This window comes from Pseudomonas sp. MYb60, assembly GCF_002979555.1.
Lineage (GTDB): Bacteria > Pseudomonadota > Gammaproteobacteria > Pseudomonadales > Pseudomonadaceae > Aquipseudomonas.
On record NZ_PCOZ01000018.1, the window covers coordinates 59546 to 83750 of the forward strand.

A 24205-nucleotide genomic window follows, 5' to 3' on the forward strand; every position below is an offset into this window, starting at 1 on the left:
GCTCGGACCTATGACGGCCTGCTCAGGGAAAGCGCGGCCGTATCGGAATTCGGATCACGCAAAGAGCGTCCACAGGGCGTAAGGGGAAGATGCTCGATGACTGCTGAAGTACAGGCTCAAGATCAATCCTTGTTACCGTTGTCCCAGGCGTTGTTGCTGCCCAGGATCGCCATCGAAAACACCTCGCCCGTTATCGACGGCGGCGAATTTGCCGTCAAGGCCGTGGTCGGCCAGCGGGTCAATGTCACCAGCAAAGTGTTCGCCGATGGCCATGACAAGCTCGCGGTGCTGATCCGCTGGCGTGCCTTGCATGAAGAGAGCTGGCACAGCGTGGTGATGAGCGATGTGGGCAACAATGGCTGGGAAGGCGCATTTACCGTCATTACCCAGGGCCCCCATGAATACTGCATCGAAGCCTGGATCGATACCTTCGCCAGCTTCTGCTATGAATTGCGCAAGAAACACGAGGCCGGGGTGCCGGTCAGCCTTGAATTGCAGGAGGGCCGCAGCCTGGTGCTGCAGGCCGCCGAGCGCAGCGATAACGAATTGCGCGATCGCTTGATGCTGCTGCATCACGAACTGTCGGGCCTGCTGGAAACCGAGCAGGTTGCGCAATTCCTGCACGAAGACAGTGCGCACCTGATGACCCAGGCCGATCACCGTGCGTATTTGAGCATCAGCCCTGCGTATCCGATCGATGTGGAGCGCACGGCCGCGCTGTTTGCCAGTTGGTACGAGCTGTTTCCCCGCTCGATCACGGACGACCCGGCGCGCCACGGCACCTTCAATGATGTGCACTCGCGCTTGTCGATGATCCACGACATGGGCTTCGACGTGCTGTACTTCCCGCCGATCCATCCCATTGGTCGCAGCCATCGCAAGGGGCCGAATAACGCCCTGACCGCCGGCCCTGACGATCCCGGCAGCCCGTATGCCATCGGCAGCGAAGACGGTGGCCACGAGGCAATCCATCCGCAGTTGGGCAGCCGCGATGATTTCCGCCGGCTGGTCAAGGCCGCCGCCGACCACGGCCTTGAAATCGCCCTGGACTTTGCCATTCAGTGCTCCCAGGACCACCCGTGGCTCAAGCAGCACCCCGGCTGGTTCAACTGGCGCCCGGACGGCACGATCAAGTACGCCGAGAACCCGCCGAAGAAATATCAGGACATCGTCAACGTCGACTTCTATGCCGCCGATGCGATCCCCAGCCTGTGGACCGAACTGCGCGACGTCGTGGTGGGTTGGGTGGAAGAGGGCGTGAAGACCTTTCGCGTCGACAACCCTCACACCAAGCCCTTGCCATTCTGGCAATGGTTGATCAGCGACGTGCGGGCCAAATACCCCGATGTAATCTTCCTCGCCGAAGCCTTTACCACCCCGGCGATGATGGCGCGCCTGGGCAAGGTCGGTTACTCCCAGAGCTACACCTACTTCACTTGGCGCAACACCAAGGCCGAGTTGAGCGAGTACTTCACCCAGCTCAATGAGTCGCCGTTGCGCGAATGCTTCCGGCCGAATTTCTTCGTCAATACGCCGGATATCAACCCCGCGTTCCTGCACGAGTCCGGCCGCCCGGGATTTCTGATCCGCGCCGCGCTGGCCACCATGGGCTCGGGGCTTTGGGGCATGTATTCGGGGTACGAGCTGTGCGAGGCCGCGCCCGTGCCGGGCAAAGAGGAGTACCTGGATTCGGAAAAATACCAGATCCGCGTCCGAGATTTCACTGCGCCAGGAAACATCATCGCCGAAATCGCCCAACTCAACCGCATTCGCCGGCAAAACCCGGCGTTGCAGACTCATTTGGGCTTGAAGCTGTACAACGCCTGGAACGACAACATCCTGTATTTCGGCAAGCGTACCGAGGATGGCAGCAACTTCATTCTGGTGGCGGTGAACCTCGACCCCTACAACGCTCAGGAAGCCAACTTCGAACTGCCGCTATGGGAGCTCGGCTTGCCCGATGACGCCCATACCCAGGGCGAAGACCTGATGAATGGCCACCGTTGGACCTGGTATGGCAAGACCCAGTGGATGCGCCTGGAGCCCCACACTCCATTTGGCATCTGGCGCATCACGACCCCTTGAGTTGATCGTTCCCACGCGCCGCGTGGGAACGCCCCTGGTGACGCTTCGCGTCACGCTTGAGGACGCCAAACGTTCGGGGTTGCATTTATTCAGGTAGGCATTCAAGTTTTCCAGGAGTTTCCAATGGCGAAGAAACCCACCCCAGCGACCTTTATCAAGGACCCGCTCTGGTACAAGGACGCGGTGATCTACCAAGTTCATGTCAAATCCTATTTCGATTCGAATAACGACGGTATCGGCGACTTTCCCGGCCTGATTGCCAAACTCGACTACATCGCCGACCTGGGCGTGAACACCATCTGGCTGTTGCCGTTCTACCCTTCGCCACGTCGCGATGATGGTTACGACATCGCGGAATACCGCGGCGTACACAGCGACTACGGGACCATGGCCGACGCCAAGCGCTTCATCGCCGAGGCCCACAAGCGCGGGCTGCGGGTGATCACCGAACTGGTCATCAACCACACGTCCGACCAGCACCCCTGGTTCCAGCGGGCGCGCAAGGCCAAGCCGGGCTCGGCGGCGCGGGACTTCTACGTGTGGAGTGATGATGACCAGAAGTACGATGGCACCCGCATCATTTTCCTCGACACCGAAAAGTCCAACTGGACCTGGGACCCGGTAGCTGGCCAGTACTTCTGGCACCGCTTCTATTCCCACCAGCCCGACCTCAACTTCGACAACCCCAAGGTCATGGAAGCCGTGCTGTCGGTGATGCGCTACTGGCTGGACATGGGCATCGACGGCCTGCGTCTGGACGCCATTCCGTATCTGATCGAGCGCGACGGCACCAACAACGAGAACCTCCCGGAAACCCATGGCGTGCTCAAGCAGATCCGCGCCGAGATCGACGCCCACTACCCCGACCGCATGTTGCTCGCCGAGGCCAACCAATGGCCGGAGGACACGCAGCTGTATTTCGGTGACCAGAAGGGCGACGACGGCGATGAATGCCACATGGCTTTCCATTTCCCCCTGATGCCGCGCATGTACATGGCCCTGGCCCAGGAAGATCGCTTCCCCATCACCGACATTCTGCGCCAGACCCCGGAGATTCCCGCCAATTGCCAATGGGCGATTTTCCTGCGCAACCACGATGAATTGACCCTCGAGATGGTCACCGACAAAGAGCGCGATTACCTGTGGAACTACTATGCCGCCGACCGCCGCGCGCGCATCAACCTGGGCATTCGCCGGCGCCTGGCGCCGCTGATGGAACGTGACCGCCGCCGCGTCGAGCTGCTCAACAGCCTGCTGTTGTCGATGCCGGGCACGCCGACCCTGTATTACGGCGATGAAATCGGCATGGGCGACAATATCTACCTCGGCGACCGTGACGGGGTGCGCACCCCGATGCAGTGGTCCATCGACCGAAACGGCGGCTTTTCCCGCGCCGACCCGGCCAGCCTGGTGCTGCCGCCGATCATGGACCCCCAGTACGGGTATCAGTCGGTGAATGTCGAGACCCAGACCCAGGATCCGCATTCGCTGCTCAACTGGACCCGGCGCATGCTGGCGGTGCGCAAGCAGTCCAAGGCGTTCGGCCGGGGCAGCTTGAAGATGCTCTCGCCGAGCAACCGCCGCATCCTGGCGTATACCCGCGAGTTCACCGCCGAAGACGGCCGCAACGAGATCATCTTGTGCGTGGCCAACGTGTCCCGCAGTGCCCAGGCTGCCGAACTGGACTTGTCGGCGTTCGCCGGCATGGTGCCAGTGGAGATGCTCGGCGGTAACGCCTTCCCGCCCATCGGCCAGCTGAATTTCCTGCTGACCCTGGCCCCCTATGGCTTCTATTGGTTCGTGCTGGCGGCGGAAAACCAGATGCCCAGCTGGCACGTGGAACCGGCGCAAAGCATGCCGGACTTCACCACCCTGGTATTGAAAAAACGTATGGAAGAATTGCTCGAAGAACCGTGCCGCACCAGCCTCGAACAGACGTCGCTGCCAGCGTGGCTGCCCAAACGCCGCTGGTTTGCCGGCAAGGACACGGCGATCGACAGCGTGCGCATCGCCTATGGCGTGCGGTTTGGCGACCCTCAGCACCCGGTATTGCTCAGCGAACTCGATGTGACCAGCGGCGGGCAGACCAGTCGCTATCAACTGCCGTTTGGTTTTCTCGGTGAAGATCAGTTCACCAGTGCCTTGCCGCAGCAGCTGGCCATGGCGCGGGTACGGCGTGTGCGCCAGGTGGGGTTGGTGACGGACGCCTTCAGCCTGGAGCCTTTCATTCGCGCGGTGATCCAGGGCCTGCAGGCCGGGACGGTATTGAACACCGAGGATGGCGATTTGCACTTCGACGCCACGCCGCACCTGGAGGGGTTGCAGCTGACCGACCAGACCGAGGTGCGTTACCTGTCCGCCGAGCAATCCAACAGCTCGGTGGTGGTCGGCGAGCGGCTGGTACTCAAGCTGATCCGCAAAGTCGCCTCCGGCGTGCACCCTGAGCTGGAAATGAGCGCCTACCTGACGGCCGCCGATTACCCGAACATCTCGCCGTTGCTGGGCGCGGTCGTGCGCCGCGACGGAGCAGGGCAGGACAACCTGCTGATGATTGCCCAAGGCTACTTGAGCAATCAGGGGGATGCCTGGGCCTGGACCCAGAACAGCCTGGAACGGGCGATTCGCGATGAACTGGCCGAGGCCATGTCCGAACAGGAGCAACACTACAACGCGCTCGGCGAGCTGAAGGATTTTGCCGGGTTGCTCGGTCAGCGCCTGGGCGAGATGCACTTGGTATTGGGGGCGAAAACCGCCAACAAGGATTTCAAGCCCGAAGTCACCACCACCAAAGACACCCAAGCCTGGGCCAAGGATGTGGGTGCGCAACTCGACCGCGCCTTGCACTTGCTTGAGCTGCATCAAAACCAATTGAACCCGGCGGATCAGACGCTGGTCAGTGACTTGCTGGCGCAGAAAAAAGCCATCGCCGGTCACGTCCAGGCCTTGGCCAAAGCCACCGCAGGCGGATTGCGCATTCGCGTTCACGGTGACCTGCACCTGGGGCAAGTACTGGTGGTGAAAGGCGATGCTTACCTGATCGACTTCGAAGGTGAACCGGCGCGCCCACTGCACGAACGGCGCGGCAAGCACAGCCCGTATAAAGATGTGAGCGGCGTGCTGCGTTCCTTTGATTACGCGGCGGCCATGGCCCTGAATGTGCAAGGGGTGGATCACTCGCCCGAAGCGGACCTGGCGCGCAGGCGCGTCACGGACCGTTACCTGAGTGAAGCGCGCGAGGCATTTATCCAGGCTTATCAGTCAGCTACGTCTACACTGGCGCATGACTGGCAGGATGCCAACGGGCAGGACGCAGCGCTGACGTTATTCAGTCTGGAAAAGGCCGCGTACGAAGTGGCCTACGAAGCAGAAAATCGCCCGACCTGGCTGCCGGTGCCCCTGCAAGGGTTGCACGGCTTGCTCAGTGGGCTGGGACCTATATCGAAAACTGCACGCGGTAGGGACATGTCATGAGCTTTACACATAAAGAACCGCTGCAACCGAAGTTGACGGCATTGCCGGCATCCAGGGATGTCGAGGCGCTGGTACGCGCCGAGCACCATGACCCATTTTCGATCCTTGGGCCCCATGATGATGAGCAGGGTGGCCAGTTCATCCGCGCGTTTCTGCCTGAAGCCTTGAGCGTGCAGGTGCTGGCACGCGACAGCGGCGAGCCGATCGGCAGCCTGGACGCGAGCCAGGTGCCGGGGCTGTTCGTCGGGCATTTCTCGACCCGTGAGCCCTACCTGTTGAAGATTCAGTGGGCCGGCGGTGAGCAGATCACTGAAGATCCCTACAGCTTCAGCCAGTTGTTGCTGGGGGAGATGGACCTCTACCTGTTTGCCGAGGGCAACCACCGCGACCTGAGCAGCTGCCTGGGTGCCCAGGTCACCAGCATCGATGGCGTGCAAGGTGTGCGTTTCGCGGTCTGGGCGCCGAATGCGCGGCGTGTTTCGGTGGTCGGTGACTTCAATATCTGGGACGGTCGCCGTCATCCGATGCGCCTGCGCCATCCCTCCGGTGTGTGGGAAATCTTTATCCCGCGCCTGCAACCGGGCGCGGCCTACAAGTACGAGATCCTCGGCGCCAACGGCATCCTGCCGCTCAAGGCTGATCCGATGGCGCTGGCCACCCAGCTGCCACCCGACACCGCGTCCAAGGTCGCCGCGCCCTTGCATGTGGATTGGCAGGACGACGCGTGGATGCAATCGCGGGTAGAGCGGCACAAGCCCAGCGCGCCGCTGTCGATCTACGAATTGCACGTGGGGTCCTGGCAATGCGAGCTGGACGAGGCGGGCGAAGTGTCGCGTCAGTACGGCTGGCGCGAACTGGCTGACCGCCTGATTCCCTACGTGCAGCAGTTGGGCTTTACCCATGTGGAGCTGATGCCGATCATGGAGCACCCGTTCGGCGGCTCCTGGGGTTACCAGGCGTTGTCGCAGTTCGCGCCCACGGCACGGTTCGGCTCGCCGGATGACTTCGGCTATTTCGTCAACGCCCTGCACCAGGCCGATATCGGCGTGATCCTCGATTGGGTGCCGGCGCATTTTCCGACCGATACCCACGGCCTGGCCCAATTCGACGGCACCGCACTGTATGAATACGCCAACCCGCTGGAAGGTTTTCACCAGGATTGGGACACCCTGATCTACAACCTCGGGCGCACTGAAGTGCACGGCTTCATGCTGGCTTCGGCCCTGCACTGGCTCAAGCATTTCCACATCGACGGCCTGCGGGTGGATGCCGTGGCGTCGATGCTGTACCGCGACTACTCGCGCAAGGCCGGCGAGTGGGTGCCCAACCGCCATGGCGGTCGCGAGAACCTGGAAGCCATCGACTTCTTGCGTCACCTCAACGACGTGGTAGCCCTGGAAGCGCCGGGTGCCTTGGTGATCGCCGAAGAGTCCACGGCCTGGCCTGGCGTGAGTCAACCCACGCAACAGGGCGGCCTGGGTTTCAACTACAAGTGGAACATGGGGTGGATGCACGATTCGTTGCATTACATCCAGCAGGACCCGGTGTACCGCGCCCATCATCACAACGAACTGAGCTTCGGCCTGGTCTACGCCTGGTCCGAGCGTTTTATCCTGCCGATCTCCCATGATGAAGTGGTGCACGGCAAACATTCACTGATCGACAAGATGCCCGGCGACCGCTGGCAGAAGTTCGCCAACCTGCGGGCCTACCTGGCGTTCATGTGGACCCATCCGGGCAAGAAACTATTGTTCATGGGCTGTGAATTTGGCCAATGGCGCGAGTGGAACCACGATCAGCAACTGGACTGGTACCTGCTGCAGTACGCCGAGCACAAGGGTGTGCAGAAGCTGGTAGGTGACTTGAACCGCCTGTACCGCGATGAGACCGCCCTGCATGAACAGGACGACGCACCCCAGGGGTTCCAGTGGTTGATCGGCGACGATGCAATCAACAGCGTCTATGCCTGGCTGCGCTGGAGCAAGGACGGCAAACCGGTGCTGGTGGTCGCCAACTTCACCCCGGTGCCCCGTGAGGCCTATGCCGTGGGCGTGCCATTCTCCGGGCGCTGGAGCGAGGTGATCAACACCGATGCGGATACTTACGCAGGGTCCAATTTCGGCAACGGTGGTGACGTCTTTACCCAGGATGAGCCGCGTCATGGCCAACCGGTGTCGTTGTCGTTGAATCTGCCGCCGCTGGGGGTGCTGATTTTGCGGCCGGAAGCAGGATAACGGCTCTACGGTGCGGGATTCTGTTGTCCACGCTACTGGCAGGATGCCACAATGGCACCTTTGTCGTGGCAGCAGAATCAGGCGGATTTCATGAATGGCCTTGGGCGTGAGCAGGACCAGGATTGTTTTATAGAAGAGCAGGTGCGCACCGATCGCTTGCACCAGCTGTTTCGCCAATCGTTTTCCGCGACCTTTGGCAGCTATCTCGGCGCGATCATGCTGTGCTGGCTATGTTGGGACCGGTTCGATCACCAGGTCATCCTGATCTGGTTGACGCTGCTGGCAGCCTCCACCGTGCTGCGGCTGAAGATGTTCATGGACTGGTTTCGCTGTCCCAACAGCGAGCGCACGCCTGAGCGTTGGGAGCGGCGCTACTGGGTCACGCTGATGCTGTCCGCCGGCATCTGGGGCGCCGGTGCCCTGGCGGTGATGCCCACCGACGACCGGTTGTCCCAGGCGTTGGTGATGTTGTTCACGGTGGGCATGTCAGTGAGTGCGGTGTCTTGCTATTCGGCGTATCGCTACATGACCCTGGCCTCCATGGCCCTGGTGTTACTGCCTTGTACCCTTTGGTTGTTGTTCCAGCCGTCGTCGATGCAGGTGGGGGTGGCCATCGCGGTGCTGGTGTTCTCCTCGTTCGTGGTCAGCGCCACGCGCAAATTATCGGATGCCCTGGAAAAAGCCTTTCGCCTCACGCGCCAGATGGAACGTGCGCACAACATTTCCACCCGCGCTGCGCAGACCGATGAACTCACCGGCCTGATGAACCGCCGTGCGTTCTTCGAACACGCCCAGTTGCTCTACGCCCAGTGCCGGCACAATCAGCAGCCGCTGTGTGCGCTGATGCTGGACATGGACCACTTCAAGGCCATCAACGACACCTACGGCCATCAGGCCGGTGACCAGGTGCTGCGTCAGATTGGCGGGGTGATCAGCGCCTCTTTCCGACAAGCCGACGTGTATGGCCGCCTGGGGGGCGAGGAATTTGCGGTGCTGCTGCCCAACACGTCGCTGGAAACCGCGCGGGCCATTGCCGAGCAACTGGTCAAGGCGATTTCCGGCCTGGCCGCCGAACCGGTGCACGGCCTGACGGCCAGCCTGGGCGTGGCGTCCACCCATGCGGTGGACCAGGACCTGCACGGCCTGATGAATACCGCTGACAAGGCGCTGTACCGTGCCAAGGCCCAGGGGCGTAATCAGGTGGCGGTGGCGGAGTAGGGCTCAGTCCTTGAACATCGCCTTGGCCAGCGCTCGCGCAATCTGGTCGGCGGAGTAGGGCTTGGGGAGGAATTCGAAGCCGTCGTAGCCGCTGTCTGCCAGTTCTTCGCTGTAGCCGGAAGTCAGCACGATCGGCAGCGCAGGGCGCCGTTCGCGCAGGATCCGCGCCATGGCCACCCCGGTCATGCCGGGCATCACCACGTCCGAGAAGATTGCGTCGAAGGGCAGGGCGTCGGCCCCGGCAAGGGCCAGCGCTTGCTCCGCATCGGTGGCCCAGGTGGTCTGGTAGCCAAGGTCTTGCAGGATCTGGTTGGCGAAGCGGCCGACGTCCAGGTTGTCTTCCACGATCAGGATGTGGCGCATAGCAACGGCATGAACCGGGGCAGGGTCTTCGTGAGGGGTGGGGTGTTGCGCGGTTTGCGGCGGCACCTGCGGCAGGTACAGGGTGAACACCGTGCCTCGGCCCAGGGTGCTGGACACGTCGACATTGCCACCAGACTGCTTGGCAAACCCGAATACCTGTGACAACCCGAGCCCGGTGCCTTTGCCCACGGCCTTGGTCGTGAAGAACGGCTCGAAAATGCGTTCGAGGGTTTCACTGGCAATCCCGCTGCCGGTGTCCGCCAGGGACACGCTGACAAAAGGTTGGGTCACTTGTGCATCGCCACGGATGCTCGGCATCGCTGTTGCAGTGGCAACCTTGAGGCTCAGCGTGCCCTGGCCGTCCATTGCGTCACGGGCATTCAGGGCAATATTGATCAGAGCGGTTTCAAACTGGCTGGCGTCTACCCGCACGTGGCAAGGCTGAGCGGGGAGGTCGACGTGTACCTGAATACGTGCACCGGTGACGCTTTCGAGCATCTCGCCGATCGTCCGCACGCGCTGGCACACGTCGAAGACTTCCGGGTTCAGCGGCTGGCGGCGGGCGAAGGCGAGCAACTGGCTGGTGAGCTTGCTGGCACGCTCGACCGTATCCGACACCGCAGCCATGTAACGCTGACGGCGCTGTTCGGACAGCCCGGGCTGGCGCAGGAAGTCCACGGAGGAGCGGATGATCGTCAGCAGGTTGTTGAAGTCGTGGGCCACGCCTCCGGTGAGTTGGCCAATGGCTTCCAGTTTCTGCGATTGGCGCAACGCTGCTTCGGCCTCGGTGAGGGCGGTGGTGCGTTCTTCCACGCGCTGCTCGAGGGTCGCGTTGAGTTCGGTGAACGCCGCAAGGCCCTCACGCACCGCCGCGTCGGCCCGGACTCGCTCGATATGCGCCCAGGAGCGCTCGGTGACTTCGCCCACCAGCGCAAGCTCATAAGGCGACCAGACCCGCGCCGCTTTGTCGTGCACGGCCATCAGCGCGGTCAGGCGGCCGTCCTTGATCAATGGGAAACACACCGTCGCGAGTGCACCGAGGGCCTGGTAACTGGCTGCATCCTTTAGGGTGAATTCGACGCGGTTGTCTCGGACCACCAGGGGTTCACCGGCACGCAGGCTTTTGACGGCGCGTTCGCCGAACGAGGCCAGGCTGTAATGCCCGACAATGCTCGGCGAGCCTGGCGCCGCCCAGTTGCCACGAATGGTAAAGCCGTCTTCATCGGCATCCATGTCGGCATAAGCGCAGTTGGACACCTGCAGGTGTTCGGCCAACAGGCGCGTGGTGGTGGTCATGATGGCTTCGGCATCGAGGGCATTGGCCACCGCGCTGCCCACTGCATCGAGTACCGCCAGGCGACGGGTGAGAAACACAGTCGTGGTGGTTTCGGTGACGGTATCGAGCATGCCGACCACTCGGCCCTGGGGGTCTCTGATCGGGCTGTAGCAAAAGGTGAAAAACGCCTGTTCGGGGCCTTGGCCGCGTTCAATCAGCAGCGCGAAGTTCTCGATATAGGTGGCATGCCCTTCAAACGCCGCGTTGGCAATGGGGGCGATCTCGGGCCAGACTTCGCGCCACACCTCACTGAAGGGCCGCCCCAGCGCGTAGGGCTTGTCCCCCAAAATCGGAATGAAGGCGTCGTTGTACAGCATGGTCAACTGTGGCCCCCACACGATGGCCTGGGGGAAACTCGAGGCAAAACACAGCGCCACCGTGATCTTGAGTACGTCCGGCCAGTGTTCGGCAGGCCCCAGAGGCGTGTTGGCCCAATCATGCTGGCGAACGCGCTCAGCCATCTCGCTGCTGCTTTGCAGCCAATTCATCATTGGGAGAACACCTTGTTCGCTTGTTTGCCACGGTCTGTGAATGGCCCGCGAGAGGGACCGATTAACTACAGACCGAAATGGCCACCGCCAGTTCAGCGCGATTATCCATGAGATGGCGAAATGATGCTCTCTCCAAATGAAGGGCGCTTTGGGTCAACTATTGCGCCGCAAAAACCCCTGTCCAGTAGATGCCGGCATCGCTCTTGGGGTCCATCGCGTAAGCGGCGCCCAATTCGCGAAACTGGGGGTTCATCAGGTTGGCGCAATGACCGGGGCTGGCGAGCCAACCGTCCACCACCTTGCGCGGGGTGTCCAGGCCGGCGGCGATGTTTTCACCGATATTCTTCGCGATGTAACCGGCCAATTCGGCACGGTCACCGGGGGTGCGGCCGTCAGGGTCCAGGTGGTCGAAGAAGTTGCCGTTGGCCATATTGCGCGTATGGCTGTTGGCGGCACCGGCCAGGTCGTCATTCCACGACAGCGGCGTGGTCGGGCTGAATGCCTGGGTGCCGCACTGACGCGATTGGGCGCGGGCGGTATTGATCAGGTTGAGCAACTGCCTGCCTTCGGTCTGCCAGTCGCCCAGGCCGCTGGACAACAAGGGACGGGCGAGCACGATCCGCCAGTCCTGGCCGCTGTTGCTGACGCCGATGTCGACAAACTGCGGGTCCAGCACCACCCGGCAGAAACTCTCGCGCACCGCTTTCATGGCCGCTTGCGCGTCTTTGGGCCCGGACAGGCTGATGGCCTGCACATTCACCATCGGGTAGGCGGCACGGGCCAGCGCCTGCTGCAGGTCGCCGACATTGTTGGCGGGCAGCACCAGCCGCGTGTCGCTGGCCAGGGGTGGCAGTTCCTGAGAACCCTGGTCGCCGCAGCGTTGTACCTGGCTGCGGTATTGGTTGATCTGTTGCACCAACTGACTTTCTTCATTCGCCATCGCGCTGGCGCAGAACACCGTAGTGGCGGCCAGCGTCGTAAGACCCATCATCAATGACAGAACGCGCATGGACGTTACCCTTGAGCTTGAAAGTGCCCATGATGCGCGATGTAACCCGGTCTGGCGCAACGCCTTTTTTGTTTTTTTTGCCTTAAGGGGTGTTCGGGAGACGGTGACAGGCGCCAAAGCGGCGCCATGCCATCACACTGGCCAGCAGGATCAAACCCAGCGCAACGCCGAACGTTGCATGCAGGCCATAGGCCACGGATTGGGGCAGGGCGCGGGTCACGTCCGGGGTGCTCCAGGCGAAGACCGCACCCAGCACGGACGCGCCGAAGATCAGCCCGAGGTTGCGCGACAGGTTCAGCAGCCCCGATACGGTGCCTCGCCGCGCGCTGTCCACATCGCTCATTACCGCCGTGTTGTTGGCGGCCTGGAACAGGCTATAACCCGTCGTCAAAATGACCAGCGAGGCCAGGTAGGCGACCAGTCCAGACGCCAGCGACAACAACAGCGCACCGCCGGCCAGCACGCCGAGGCCGATGAGTGTCATGCGCGGGCTTCCGAAGCGGTCGGTGAGGCGGCCGGCCGGTACGCCGGTCAAAGCCGCAACACAGGGGCCGACCGCCATCGCCAGGCCCATCCACTTCGGGTCGAGGCCCAGACCGCGGGACAGATAAAACGGCCCAACCACGAAGGTGGCCATGATCACCGCAGCCACCAGGGCGCTCATGAACAAACTGGCGCGCAATGCTGGCGGCTTCAAGGATGACCAGAACCCCGGGCCAGTGGACGATGGCGCACAAGGGCGATCAAGCGGCAGATACTGATAGGCGAGGGCGGCGGCCACCAAACCGAGCGGTAGGGCGACCAGGAAAATTGCGCGCCAGCCCCACAGGCCGAGCAACACGCCGCCCACGCTTGGGCCCATGGCGGTGCCGACTGCCGACATCGTGCCCAGCAAGCCCATGACCCGGCCGATACGTGCCTTGGAAACCGTATCACCGACCATGCCCAGGGCCATGGCCATCATGACCGCCGCGCCCAGGCCTTGCAGGATGCGCGCGGCGATCAGCCATTCAAGCGTGGGTGCCATACCGCAAAGCCCGCACGCCATGGTGAACAGCAATAGCCCGGCAAGCAATAATCGCCGACGGCCCAGGCGATCACCCAGGCGTCCGGCACTCACAATCACCGCCGTGATTGCCATCAAGTAGGCCAGGACCACCCACTGCACCGCCTGAAACGAGGCATCAAACGCCCGCGCCAGGCTGGGCAGGCCGACATTGGCGATGCTGGTGCCCAGAGAGGCCAGCAACATGGAGAGGGACAGGCTGACAAGGCCGCCGCGTGAGGTGCGCCGCATGGGAAATCCTTGGGTGAAGGCAACTGTCACAACTCTACGACGTCGCCTAATATGGCGGTAGGCGCATGAGTTGCAGTAAATACATGCGTGTCACGCCTGATAAGGAATGCCGATGCCCGATCTCAACCTGCTGACCACCCTGGATGTGTTACTCGCTGAAGGCAGTGTGGCCGGCGCGGCCAAACGCCTGGGCCTGAGCCCTTCGGCGATGAGCCGCGCGTTGGCGCGTCTGCGCGAAACCACCGGCGACCCGCTGCTGGTACGCGCCGGCCGTGGCCTGGTGCCCACGCCCCGGGCAGTGGCGTTGCGCGAACAGGTCAGCCGCCTGGTGCAGGACGCCAACATCATATTGCGCCCTGTGCAGTCGCTGGACATGGCCCGGGTCGAGCGCACCTTTACCCTGCGTACCAGCGAAGAGTTCGTCGAGCGGTTCGCCCCGGCCTTGTTGGCGCGGATAGCCCGGGAAGCGCCCGGTGTGCGCCTGCGGTTCATCAACAAGACGGACAAGGACAGCACGCTGCTGCGCGAAGGCAGTGTCGACCTGGAAACCGGCGTCGTCGACCCCACAGCCAGCCCGGAAGTGCTGACCCAGGCGCTGTTTCGTGACCGTCTGGTGGGCGTGGTGCGCAGCGGCCACCCCCTCGGCCAGGGCGACGTCGACGTCCGTCGCTATGCCGAAGGCCAGCACGTTTATGTGTCGCGTCGCGGACAGGCTCGTGGCCAGATCGACGATGCCCTTGAGTCCCTAGGCTTCACCCGACAGATCACCACGACGGTCGCGGGTTTTGCCACGGCGATCGCCCTGGCCCGCGCCACCGACCTGATCGCCAGCGTGCCCGAACGCTACACCGCCCACCCCCGTGAAGGTCTGCACAGCTTTGCACTGCCGCTGTCACTGCCGACCTTCACCGTGGCGATGCTCTGGCACCCGAGGCTGGATGCCGACCTGGCTCATCGCTGGCTGCGCGGCTGTTTGCGCGAGGTGTGCGCCGAGCAGGTACAATCCGCATTGCCTTGACGCTGAACCCCAGGAATTTGCATGTACAGCCTTACCCGCTACACCACACCGTGCCCGGAGCCTATCAATGGCCAGATCCTGCAAATGGTGGTGGACAACCTCACCGACATCAGCAGCGTGGCGCTGCCGCCGAGCAACCTGCTGTACAACATCTATCAGTACGCCATCGGCTTTGAAGTCCACCTCTACCTGGAAGCATTGAATGGCTCGAAGGGGATTGCCGTGGAGTTGGTGGTCGCCACCGACGCGCAGGACCCGGAGAAGGTCGTCGGCTTTGTGCTGTACCTGCCGGTCAAGGACGACCCCGAGGCATGCGGCATCGCATTCATGGCAGTGCTCGCCGGTCAACGACGCCAAGGCGTGGCACGGGGCATGATGGCGGACGTAGTAGGCCGTTACCCGCACGCCGAACTGGCCTGCTCGGTGGACAAGGTACCCGCGTTCGAGGCCATGGGCTTTCAAGTGCGTGGTGCGCGCGGCACCCAAGTGCTGATGAACAGCCGTGACCATGGCACCGACGGGCTGATGGGCGTGCTGGACGTGGCGTCGATCTACCAGTCACTGGAAGTGCGGCAGATTCACACCTACCTCCTGCAAAAACACGGCAAGCGCGCGATGGTGGATGCCGAGAAGCAGCGCGACCGGCATCTGGACCAGTTGACACGCAAAGTGCAGCTTTTTCTGCAAAATCGGGCCTGATCCGGCGACAGGCACACCTCTGTGGTGAGCGTGTTCGCCAGGAGCAACTCACTCTTCGCGAAACAGGTCGTGGGCGTCCAGCAGGCGGTAGGCGATTTCCGGGCGTTTTTCCATGCCCCGGCGAATGGCTGCCGGGATGGATTGGCGGGTCTTGCGGCACAGGCCCGGCAGTTCGTCGATCAGGATCTGGATCCCGCGCATGCTCTTGACCTCGGTGTGACCGGGTGCGACATGCACGCGGATGCCCAATTGCTGGTACATCAGCTGCTGCATGCGCTCCAGGTCTTGCAGGCTCTTGAGGTCCTCAAGCCGGTCGAGCAGTTTTTTCTCTTCCTGGCGCGTGAGGTTGAGGATCCGCAGGTCGGCGCCGGGGGCTTGCAGCAGTTGTTCACGGTCGCAGACGCAGGCGCCGGGTGGGCAGGGTTGGCGAATGGTCATTTACCCTCCCTGCGCAGGCCAGGTGCAGGCGCGAGCTTGCTCGCTCCCACCGTCGTAATCAATAGCTCAACTGAACCCCGAGACTGCCCAGGGCCTTCCAGTATTCAGGATAGGTCTTGGCCACGCAGTCCGGGTCCTGGATGCGGATGCCCGACACTTTCAGTCCCGCCAGCGCAAAGCACATGGCGATGCGGTGGTCGGCGTGGGTGTCGATCAACGCGTTGCACGACGTCCCCGCCAGCGCAGGATCGCTGGCCACCAGCAGGTCGTCGCCTTCGATGGTCGCCAGGCCTGGGCGGATCTCGTTCAGGCCATCATGCAGGGCCTGCACACGGTCACATTCCTTGACCCGCAGGTTGGCCAATTCGGTGAAGCGCACCGGGGTGTTGTTGAACGCGGCGAGCACTGCCAGGGTCGGGATGGCGTCCTGCATCTGCGAGCCGACGACCGTGGCCTGCATGTTCGGGAACTGGGCGATCACGGCTTGGGCCTTGGCGTCCGGCTGGGTGAAATCCTGTGCGGCGACGCCGATGTCGATGCGTCCGCCGGTCAGCACTTCTGCGGCCCACAGGTAGGTGGCGGCGGAGGCGTCGGGTTCGATCAGGTAATCGTGGGCGGTGTAGCCGGTCGGGGCGACGCGCCAGGTGGTGTCGTTGACGGCGTCCACCTGGGCACCGAACGCGCGCATGCAATCGAGGGTCAGGTCTACGTAGCCACGGGCGCCGATGTCTTTGCCGGTCAGCGCGACTTCAATCGGTGCTTCGCCGCAGGCCGCGAGCATCAGCAGGGCCGATACGTATTGGCTGGACAGGCCGCCGTCGATCTCGAAGCGCTTGGCCTTGATCTTGCCCACGCCGTGCACGGTGACCGGCGGGCAACCGGTGGGGCTGTCGACCTGGATGCCGTTCTGCCCGAGGGTGGCCAGCAGTGGGCCGATCGGGCGTTTTTGCATGTAGTCATCGCCGGTCAGCACCACGGTGCCTTCAACGGTGGCCACGGCAGCGGTGAGGAAGCGCATGGCGGTGCCCGCATTGCCGAGGAACAGGGGCTGCGACGGCAGGTGCAGTTTGCCTTGGCCGGTGACGACGAACGTGGTGTCGTCAGGTTCTTCGATGGTGACGCCCATTTGGCGCAGGGCCACCGACATATGGCGGGTGTCGTCGCTCTTCAGGGCGCCGCTGAGGCGGCTGGTGCCTTTGGCCAGGGCGGCCAGCAGCAGGGCGCGGTTGGTGATGGACTTGGAACCGGGAGGGGCGACCTTGCCGTTGAGGGGGGCGTTGGGCGGTGTAACGGTCACGGTTTTCTGCGAACTCAAGGTACAAGGCTCCTGATTCAAGGCAAGGTGATATGGAGTGGCCGGCGGGCGGACTCGAATAATCGGGTATAGATGTGGTGCTTGTCGAGCCTGGGGTCGTGGTGGCTGCTATCCGTTATCGCTTTGCCAGCCAATAATCATGCAACGCCCGCGCTGCCGGCTCGATGTCGCTGACGCGTTGTTGATGGGCGTTGACGTCGAGGTCGGCGGGCAGTTCGAAGTTGTCCTGTTCGGCGCACCACGAGATTTTATCCAGCAGTGCGGCCTGTTCTGCCGGCAATTGCGGCCAGTTGCCGATGGCGGCGCCGCGGATATAGCCAAAGCACCATTCTTCCGCCAGGGTGACGTTCTGGCCCTGGTGTTCGGTTTCGTCGAAGCGGGCTTCGAACGTCTCGTCGTTGCTGGCCAGTTGGCTTGCCAGAGTGTTGATGTGGCGCACGCACAGTTCGAGGAACCGCTGGGCTTCGTCCATGTTGTCCCATTCGGGGTTCTGGCCGCCCCAGATGGCCGGGAACCACTCTGCCACGTCCACCTGGACCGGGCTGGACACCAGCGCGGTGAAGTAGCCGTCGAGTTCGGCCAGGTTCAGTACCGAATGGTCGTCACCGTACTTGAGCAGGGTGTTTTCGATGAATTCGAATTCGGCGCAGGTGAGGGGTTGGGCGTGCATGGGCATATCCTTTAAACGTCGAGCGCCGCAGTGAGGGCGGCTTAAAGCGCGAAGGATGGCGTGTGTGCAGGGTTTTATCCAGTGATTTGCAGGGTTTTTACCGGCTCCGCTGGCACAGCTTGCTAACGCAGACTGCGCCGACCACTGCAAGGATGATCGGCACCAGGAAGTCGTGGTCGATGCGTGTGAACTCCGCCACCAGCACAATCGCGGTCAGCGGCATGCTCATGCTGGCGGCGAGGAAGGCCGCGGCGCCGATGATCGCAAAGGCGCCCAGCGGCACGCCGGGCCAGGCCAGGCTCCAGGCGCCGCCGAGGATGATCGCCAGCAATGCGCCATTGGCCAGGCCGGGGGTAAGCAGCCCGCCTTCGGCGCCAGCGCGCAGGCTGCTGGTGGTGATCAACACCTTGACCACCAACAGCAGCGCGGCCAGGCCGATGCTCAATTCGTTGTCGAACCCCAACTGCGCCGGGCCTTTGCCATTGCCGAGGATTTGCGGCAACAGCATCGCCAGGCCGCCGATCACGGTGAAGTTGATCAATGCCAGTACCGGCAGTCGCCAGTCACGCGGGGCGTGTGCTCGCGCAGCCCCGGTCAGGCGGGTAAAACCATAGGCGGCCAGGCCAAACACCGGGCCGCACACCACCGCCCAGGTGATCAACGCCGGGCTCAGGACAAAATGCGGCACGACGTATTGCGATTCCGCCCCCAGGCCGATCCACGCCACCGACGCGCCAATCGCCGAGGTGGCCAGCGCAATCAGCGCCGCTGGCCAACTGAACGCGCCCACCAGCACTTCCAGCACAAACACCGCGCCGCCCAACGGCACGTTATACACCGCCGCGAGGCCTGCACCGGCACCGCAGGCGACGATCAAGCGATGCTGCTCCGGGGTCAGCCGGGCGCGTTGGGACAGCCAGCTGCCAGCCAGCGCGCCGACTTCCCGTGGCGCCACTTCGCGGCCCAGGGGCGAGCCCAAGGCCACGGTGATGATCTGCAGCAAGGCGTGGGCGAGGGTGGTCTTGGGCGGCATGATCGGCATCGGGCCCGATACGGCCTGCTTGATGCTCACCAGCGGTCGCCCATAGCGGTACACCGCCCACCAGCCCAAGCCGGCCACCAGGCCGCACGCCACCAGCACCGCCAAGCGTCGTTCGGGCGCGGCGGCGGTCACGCCCCACAGGAAGGTTTCATGGCTGACAAGGCTGTCGAGGCTGTAGCCGTAGGCCAGGTGCTGAATGCCATGCAGCAGCAGCGCCAGCAACATCCCGCCGAGGCCGGCGCCAATGCCGGTGAGGACGACCACCAGGGCCAGAATCAATGATGAACGCAAGGTGGACGGCATAAACGGCTCCAGGCTGTGGCCGAGAGTGTATCGCCGATCATTCGCGGCTTCTGGATGAAATGTATCGGCCTGCGCCGAACCCTGCGCCTACAACATTTCATTACGTTTGCCCGTCCCGTTTTTGGCTGATGTGCCGTGGCGCACCCTTGTTATAGTCTGGCCCTTATCACTCGCCAGTCAGGGATCACTGCCATGTCCGAATACCAAGCTTTCGTCGTCGAACTCACCGGCAACGTTGCCCATGTGCAGATCAACCGCCCGGAAAAGATCAACGCGATGAACGCCGCGTTCTGGACCGAGATCATCGCCATCTTCCAATGGATCGAAGACACCGACGAAGTGCGCGCCGTCGTCCTCAGCGGTGCCGGCAAGCATTTCTCCTCCGGCATCGACCTGATGATGCTGGCCTCGGTGGCCAATGACCTGGGCAAGGACGTCGGCCGCAATGCGCGCCTGCTGCGGCGCAAGATCCTCGAACTGCAAGCCTCGTTCAACGCTGTCGACAACTGCCGCAAGCCGGTGCTGGCGGCGATCCAGGGTTACTGCATCGGAGGTGCCATCGACCTGATCAGCGCCTGTGACATGCGCTACGCCGCCGAGGATGCACAGTTTTCGATCAAGGAAATCGACATCGGCATGGCCGCCGACGTCGGTACCCTGCAACGCCTGCCACGCATCATCGGCGATGGCATGCTGCGCGAGTTGGCCTACACCGGTCGTGCGTTCGACGCCGAGGAAGCGCGCCGTATTGGCCTGGTCAACCGGGTGTATGCCGACCACGCGAGCCTGTTGGCCGGCGTCCTGGAAATCGCCCGGGAAATCGCCGCCAAGTCCCCGATTGCCGTGACTGGCACCAAGGCCATGATCAGCTACATGCGTGACCACACGGTCAATGACGGCCTGGAATACGTTGCCACCTGGAACTCGGCTATGTTGCAATCCAACGACCTGCGTGTGGCCATCGCGGCCCACATGAGCAAGCAGAAACCCGAATTCGTGGATTGACTGACATGACCCCAGGCTGGATTACGACAACACTGCTGGACACTGAAACCTCCGGCGGCTGGGCGGTTGCCCGCAGCCGCGAGGGTTTCCTGCAAGACGCCAACGGCCCGCTGTTTCCGCGTGAATGGCTCAAGCGCCAGGACCTGTCGGTGTTCGCCGAACACGGCATCGGCCACCTCGACGGCGAGCCGGTCTACCTGCTGGAACTGAACGCGCCCGCTGACGTGCAGGGTTGCAGTTGGCAGGGCCTGCGCGCCTTCATGCTGCAAGGCGACCACACCCTTTACAAAGTGCTGGGCTACGCCGCGCAGATCGGCACCTGGGCGCGGGAGCACCGGTTCTGCGGCAGTTGCGGCCAGGCAATGGTCCAGGTGCCGCGGGAGCGCGCGATGCACTGCCCGGCATGCGACCTGCGCAGCTATCCACGGATTTCGCCGAGCATGATCGTGCTGGTGACCCGGGGCGACGAGATCCTGCTGGCGCGCTCGCCACGGTTTGTCACCGGGGTGTACAGCACGCTGGCGGGATTTGCCGAGCCGGGCGAGTCGGCCGAAGACTGCCTGATTCGCGAGGTTCGCGAGGAAGTGCAGGTGGAGGTCAAGAACATCCAGTACATGGGCAGCCAATGCTGGCCGTTCCCCCATTCGATGATGCTGGGTTTCCATGCCGAGTACGCCGGCGGCGACATCGTGCCCCAGCCCGACGAGATCGAAGACGCGCAGTGGTTCAACATCCACGACCTGCCGCCGTTGCCGGCGACACGTTCGATTGCGCGTTACCTCATCGACCTGTATCTGGCCCGCCGCTTAGGCCACGCTGAACCAGTGCTGCCAGGCTAGGCGCACGGTCAGCCCCAGCACCACGGTGATGAACACCGGGCGAATGAATTTGGCGCCGCCGCTGATCGCGCTGCGTGCGCCAAAGAAGGCGCCGAACATCACGCAGATGCCCATGGTCAGGCCGACCACCCAATCCACCGTGCCGTTGAAGATAAACACCGACAGCGCGGCCGCGTTGCTGACGAAGTTCATGCTGCGCGCCACGCCGCTGGCCTTGACCAGGTCGACGGGGTACATCAGCAGCGTGCTGACGGTCCAGAACGCCCCGGTGCCCGGGCCGGCCACGCCATCATAGAAGCCCAGGCCGAAGCCCTGGGTGGATTGCCATTTCTTCTTGATCGGTGCATCGGCATCCAGCGGCGCCTTGGGCGTGCCGCCGAACAGCAGGTACAGGCCACAGCCAAAAACGATCACCGGGAGCATTTTGTTGAGGGTTTCGGCGGGCAGGTAGTGGGCGACCACGGCGCCGGTCAACGCCCCGATAAAGGTGCCGACGATGGCGTGCACCCACTGGCGCGGGTGGAACAGCTTGCGACGAAAGAAGGTGAAACTGGCGGTGGCCGAGCCGAAGGTGGAGCTGAGCTTGTTGGTGCCCAGGACCATGTGCGGCGGCATGCCGGCGGTGAGCAGGGCGGGGGTGGTGAGCAACCCGCCGCCACCGGCGATGGCATCGATGAAGCCGGCCACGAAGGCCACGGCAGCGAGAATGGCGAGGGTGGTGAGGTCAACGCTGAGTTCGAAGGGCATGGGCAGGGCTTATGGTTGGCAGGGCGGCCGCCATCTTACCTGCCAGATGTACCCAGATCCAAATGTATGCAGAACCCAATGTGGAAGGGGCGAGCCTCCTCCCACAGTTGAACGGTGTTTATTAGATTATTTGTGGCTGCCCAACCACTCCAGCGCCGTGCGCCAGATGCAGATCCCCAGGAAGTACGCCGACATCAGCGACCACAACCCAAACGTCCACGGGTTGGTGTTGGGATAATCCATCACCATCAGGAAGCTGCACAGCAACCAGATGGTGGTCACTGCAATATTGATCGGCATGAAGCGCTTGACCCGGAACGGGTGCAGGAACTTCATCGGCGTCACCGTCAGCAGCGCCAGGCCGATCACTGTGAGCAAGGTTACCCAGGCTTCTGGCTGGATGATGTAAACGCACAGGGCCACGACGTTCCAGGCGGCGGGGAAGCCGACAAAGTAGTTGTCCTTGCTCTTCATGTTGACGTTGCAGAAACAGAACAGCGACGACACCAGAATCACCGACACGGTGAACAGATGGGTGAAGTCCGGCAGATCGATATATCGGTAGATAAACAGCGCCGGGATAAACACGTAGGTGAGGTAATCGATCACCAGGTCCAGCACCGAGCCATCGAAGCTTGGCAACACCGTGCTCACATTGAGGCGTCGCGCCAGTGAACCGTCGACGCCGTCCACTACCAGTGCCAGGCCGAGCCACAGCAGGCAGGCCTTGGGCGAATTTTCCAGCAGTGCCAGCGTGGCCAGGAAGGCCAGCACCACACCGGTGGCGGTGAAGCCGTGGGCGCCCCAGGCTTTGAGTCTGGCTACATGCAGGGTCGATATCACGGGCGGTTCTCCAAAAGGTGAAACAGGGCAGCCGACAACGTGACGCTGTCGGGTCTGGCCGGGGGAATGCAGGTATCGACCGGGAAGGGGGTAAGAAGGTTCACCGCCCCGGCGTATCACTTAGCGTAGCAAGCGCAAGACGTTTCGGCATTAGCCTTGACGGAACACCAGCGCCTTCAAGCCACTTTGTGCATCGATATCCGGAAATTCAGCGGGATTTTGCAGACGTTCGACAAAGCGCAGCCCCGGAGCTTCCTGGGTTACGCCGTCGATCAGGAAGTCTTCGCCAAAGGCCGGATCGTTCATGCATGCCAGCACCGTGCCCTGGGACGTAAGCAGGTCCGGCAGGCGGCGCAGCACGCGCTGATAGTCCTTGGTCAGCAGGAAGCTGCCTTTCTGGAACGAAGGGGGATCGATGATCACCAGGTCGTAGGGGCCACTGTTGGTGACTTTGGCCCAGGACTTGAACAGGTCGTGGCCAAGGAAGGTGACCTTGCCCAGGTCGTGACCGTTCAGGCGATGGTTGTCGCGGCCACGGCTGAGGGCGCCGCGGGCCATGTCCAGGTTCACCACATGGTCGGCACCGCCTTCGATGGCCGCCACGGAAAACCCGCAGGTGTAGGCGAAGAGGTTGAGCACACGCTGGCCCTTGGCCTGCTCGCGCACCCAATTGCGGCCGTAGCGCATGTCGAGGAACAACCCGGTGTTCTGCTTTTTGCCCAGGTCGATCAGGTAACGCAGGCCGCCTTCAGTGATGGTCAGCTCATCGATGGGCTCGCCCACCAGCCATTCGGTGGTGCTGTGCGGCAGGTAGCGGTGTTGCAGGGCAACCGTGTGAGCGCCGGATTGACCCCAGGGGAACTCGGTCAGCAGCTGTTTCAGGGCTTCGAGCTGTGCGGCTTCGGGTTCCTTGAACAGCGCCACCAGCACCACGCCTTGTAGCCAGTCGACCGTCAACTGCTCCAGGCCCGGCCAGCAGCGGCCACGGCCATGGAACAGGCGCCGGGTTTCGCTGGGCGGGTTGGCCAGGGCCGTGAGCAGGTGGGCGTGCAGGGTGGCGAGTGCGTCGGGGGTCATCGGTCGGGCGTCGGTCATTGAGCGGGCGGCATTTTAAACACAATTTGCCTTCAGCATGTGGCGTTGGTCAGAGGGTGGCGATCAGGGCTGGGCCGAACGCGTCCTTCAGGAATCCCGGCGCGATGTAGCGTTCGTAGTGGGCCTCGGACAGCAGGAAAAACTCGCGGTCAATCGCGTCGCGCAGGTCTGCCAGGTGGCGTTCGCGGAACTCGGGTAACAACGCCAAGCCATAGGCATCCAGCTTGGAAATCACCCGCGCACCGCGAGCAATCAATTGGTACGCCCAGCAATACGGCGACTGGTGCGGCATAAAGCGGATCTTGCGGGTTTCAAGCTGCTGGCGCAGCAGGTGTGCATCGAACACTTCGAGCTTGCTGGTCATCACCTGCACCAGCAGGTGTTCCAGTCGCAGCCACACCGCCTGTTTTTCCTCGGCGTTGTAGCCATTCCACTGGATGACTTCGTGGTGATAGCGCTTGCAGCCCCGGCAGACCAGGTCACCGTAGACGGTAGAACACAGGCCGACGCAAGGGGTCTTGATGGTTTGGTTGGACATAAAAGGTTTGTTTGAAAAATCCAATAAACACCAGAAACCAATGTGGGAGCAGGCTTGCCTGCTCCCACACGTTCAATCCCAGCTCAACGCGCCACCGGTCTGATACTCGATCACGCGGGTCTCAAAGAAGTTTTTCTCTTTCTTCAAGT

Annotated in this window: 20 protein-coding genes; 8 read left to right on the forward strand and 12 right to left on the reverse strand. The window is 62.7% G+C overall.

Annotated elements, in window-relative coordinates:
• The first annotated feature begins 96 nt into the window (after positions 1-96).
• The 4 genes from CQ041_RS22365 (at position 97) to CQ041_RS22380 (ending at position 9008) form a co-directional block, all read left to right on the forward strand.
• Positions 97-2085, forward strand: a complete 1989-nt coding sequence (locus CQ041_RS22365; protein ID WP_105524400.1) for an alpha-1,4-glucan--maltose-1-phosphate maltosyltransferase — start codon at positions 97-99, stop codon at positions 2083-2085.
• Positions 2086-2208: 123 nt separating this feature from the next.
• A complete protein-coding gene (gene treS / locus CQ041_RS22370; RefSeq protein WP_105524399.1) occupies positions 2209-5556 on the forward strand; it encodes a maltose alpha-D-glucosyltransferase in 3348 nt (1115 codons plus the stop codon).
• Entirely contained in the window at positions 5553-7790 is a 2238-nt protein-coding gene (gene glgB, locus CQ041_RS22375; RefSeq protein ID WP_105524398.1) for a 1,4-alpha-glucan branching protein GlgB, read from the forward strand. Before treS ends, glgB begins: the two co-directional genes overlap by 4 nt.
• Positions 7791-7841: 51 nt before the next feature.
• A complete protein-coding gene (locus CQ041_RS22380; RefSeq protein WP_105524397.1) occupies positions 7842-9008 on the forward strand; it encodes a diguanylate cyclase in 1167 nt (388 codons plus the stop codon).
• 3 nt (positions 9009-9011) lie between these two features.
• Here the strand turns inward: CQ041_RS22380 and CQ041_RS22385 are convergent, their stop codons facing one another.
• From CQ041_RS22385 to CQ041_RS22395, 3 genes are all read right to left on the reverse strand, one after another.
• Positions 9012-11198, reverse strand: coding sequence for a GAF domain-containing protein (locus CQ041_RS22385; RefSeq protein ID WP_105524396.1), 2187 nt, complete (start codon positions 11196-11198; stop codon positions 9012-9014).
• A gap of 157 nt (positions 11199-11355) precedes the next feature.
• Entirely contained in the window at positions 11356-12207 is an 852-nt protein-coding gene (locus CQ041_RS22390; RefSeq protein ID WP_105524395.1) for a CAP domain-containing protein, read from the reverse strand.
• Positions 12208-12289: 82 nt separating this feature from the next.
• Complete coding sequence (locus CQ041_RS22395) at positions 12290-13504, reverse strand: MFS transporter (RefSeq protein WP_105524394.1); 1215 nt, start codon at positions 13502-13504, stop codon at positions 12290-12292.
• A gap of 112 nt (positions 13505-13616) precedes the next feature.
• On the opposite strand from CQ041_RS22395, the gene CQ041_RS22400 reads away from it, so the two are divergent.
• Both CQ041_RS22400 and CQ041_RS22405 read left to right on the forward strand, forming a co-directional pair.
• Positions 13617-14522, forward strand: a complete 906-nt coding sequence (locus tag CQ041_RS22400) for a LysR family transcriptional regulator (RefSeq protein WP_105524393.1) — start codon at positions 13617-13619, stop codon at positions 14520-14522.
• A 21-nt stretch (positions 14523-14543) separates the two neighbouring features.
• Entirely contained in the window at positions 14544-15221 is a 678-nt protein-coding gene (locus CQ041_RS22405) for a GNAT family N-acetyltransferase (protein WP_105524392.1), read from the forward strand.
• Between the two features lie 48 nt (positions 15222-15269).
• Here the strand turns inward: CQ041_RS22405 and CQ041_RS22410 are convergent, their stop codons facing one another.
• The 4 genes from CQ041_RS22410 to CQ041_RS22425 all read right to left on the reverse strand — a co-directional run bounded on the left by CQ041_RS22410 (position 15270) and on the right by CQ041_RS22425 (position 18989).
• Positions 15270-15659 carry a hypothetical protein gene (locus CQ041_RS22410; protein WP_105524391.1) on the reverse strand — a complete coding sequence of 130 codons (390 nt, stop codon included), beginning with the start codon at positions 15657-15659 and terminating at the stop codon, positions 15270-15272.
• Between the two features lie 58 nt (positions 15660-15717).
• Positions 15718-16974 carry a 3-phosphoshikimate 1-carboxyvinyltransferase gene (aroA, locus tag CQ041_RS22415; RefSeq protein ID WP_105524390.1) on the reverse strand — a complete coding sequence of 419 codons (1257 nt, stop codon included), beginning with the start codon at positions 16972-16974 and terminating at the stop codon, positions 15718-15720.
• 115 nt (positions 16975-17089) lie between these two features.
• Positions 17090-17644, reverse strand: coding sequence for a UPF0149 family protein (locus CQ041_RS22420; protein ID WP_105524389.1), 555 nt, complete (start codon positions 17642-17644; stop codon positions 17090-17092).
• A gap of 97 nt (positions 17645-17741) precedes the next feature.
• The gene (locus CQ041_RS22425) at positions 17742-18989 is read right to left on the reverse strand and encodes a chloride channel protein (RefSeq protein ID WP_105524388.1); all 1248 of its coding nucleotides are present in this window, start codon (positions 18987-18989) and stop codon (positions 17742-17744) included.
• A gap of 192 nt (positions 18990-19181) precedes the next feature.
• On the opposite strand from CQ041_RS22425, the gene CQ041_RS22430 reads away from it, so the two are divergent.
• Positions 19182-19994 (forward strand): crotonase/enoyl-CoA hydratase family protein, encoded by an 813-nt coding sequence (locus tag CQ041_RS22430; protein WP_105524387.1) that lies wholly within the window; start codon positions 19182-19184, stop codon positions 19992-19994.
• Positions 19995-19999: 5 nt separating this feature from the next.
• Positions 20000-20833, forward strand: a complete 834-nt coding sequence (gene nudC / locus CQ041_RS22435; protein ID WP_105524386.1) for an NAD(+) diphosphatase — start codon at positions 20000-20002, stop codon at positions 20831-20833.
• On the opposite strand, the gene CQ041_RS22440 is transcribed toward nudC, so the two are convergent.
• From CQ041_RS22440 to CQ041_RS26640, 5 genes are all read right to left on the reverse strand, one after another.
• Positions 20801-21580, reverse strand: a complete 780-nt coding sequence (locus CQ041_RS22440; protein WP_105524385.1) for a TSUP family transporter — start codon at positions 21578-21580, stop codon at positions 20801-20803. The genes nudC and CQ041_RS22440 overlap by 33 nt on opposite strands.
• Positions 21581-21706: 126 nt before the next feature.
• Positions 21707-22423 carry a phosphatidylcholine synthase gene (gene pcsA / locus CQ041_RS22445; RefSeq protein WP_105524384.1) on the reverse strand — a complete coding sequence of 239 codons (717 nt, stop codon included), beginning with the start codon at positions 22421-22423 and terminating at the stop codon, positions 21707-21709.
• Between the two features lie 150 nt (positions 22424-22573).
• Positions 22574-23500, reverse strand: coding sequence for a class I SAM-dependent methyltransferase (locus CQ041_RS22450; protein ID WP_105524448.1), 927 nt, complete (start codon positions 23498-23500; stop codon positions 22574-22576).
• A 67-nt stretch (positions 23501-23567) separates the two neighbouring features.
• The gene (locus tag CQ041_RS22455; protein WP_105524383.1) at positions 23568-24056 is read right to left on the reverse strand and encodes a DUF1289 domain-containing protein; all 489 of its coding nucleotides are present in this window, start codon (positions 24054-24056) and stop codon (positions 23568-23570) included.
• Between the two features lie 72 nt (positions 24057-24128).
• Positions 24129-24205, reverse strand: a 77-nt coding sequence (locus CQ041_RS26640) for a hypothetical protein (protein ID WP_223820631.1), incomplete at its 5' end; no start/stop codon positions are given.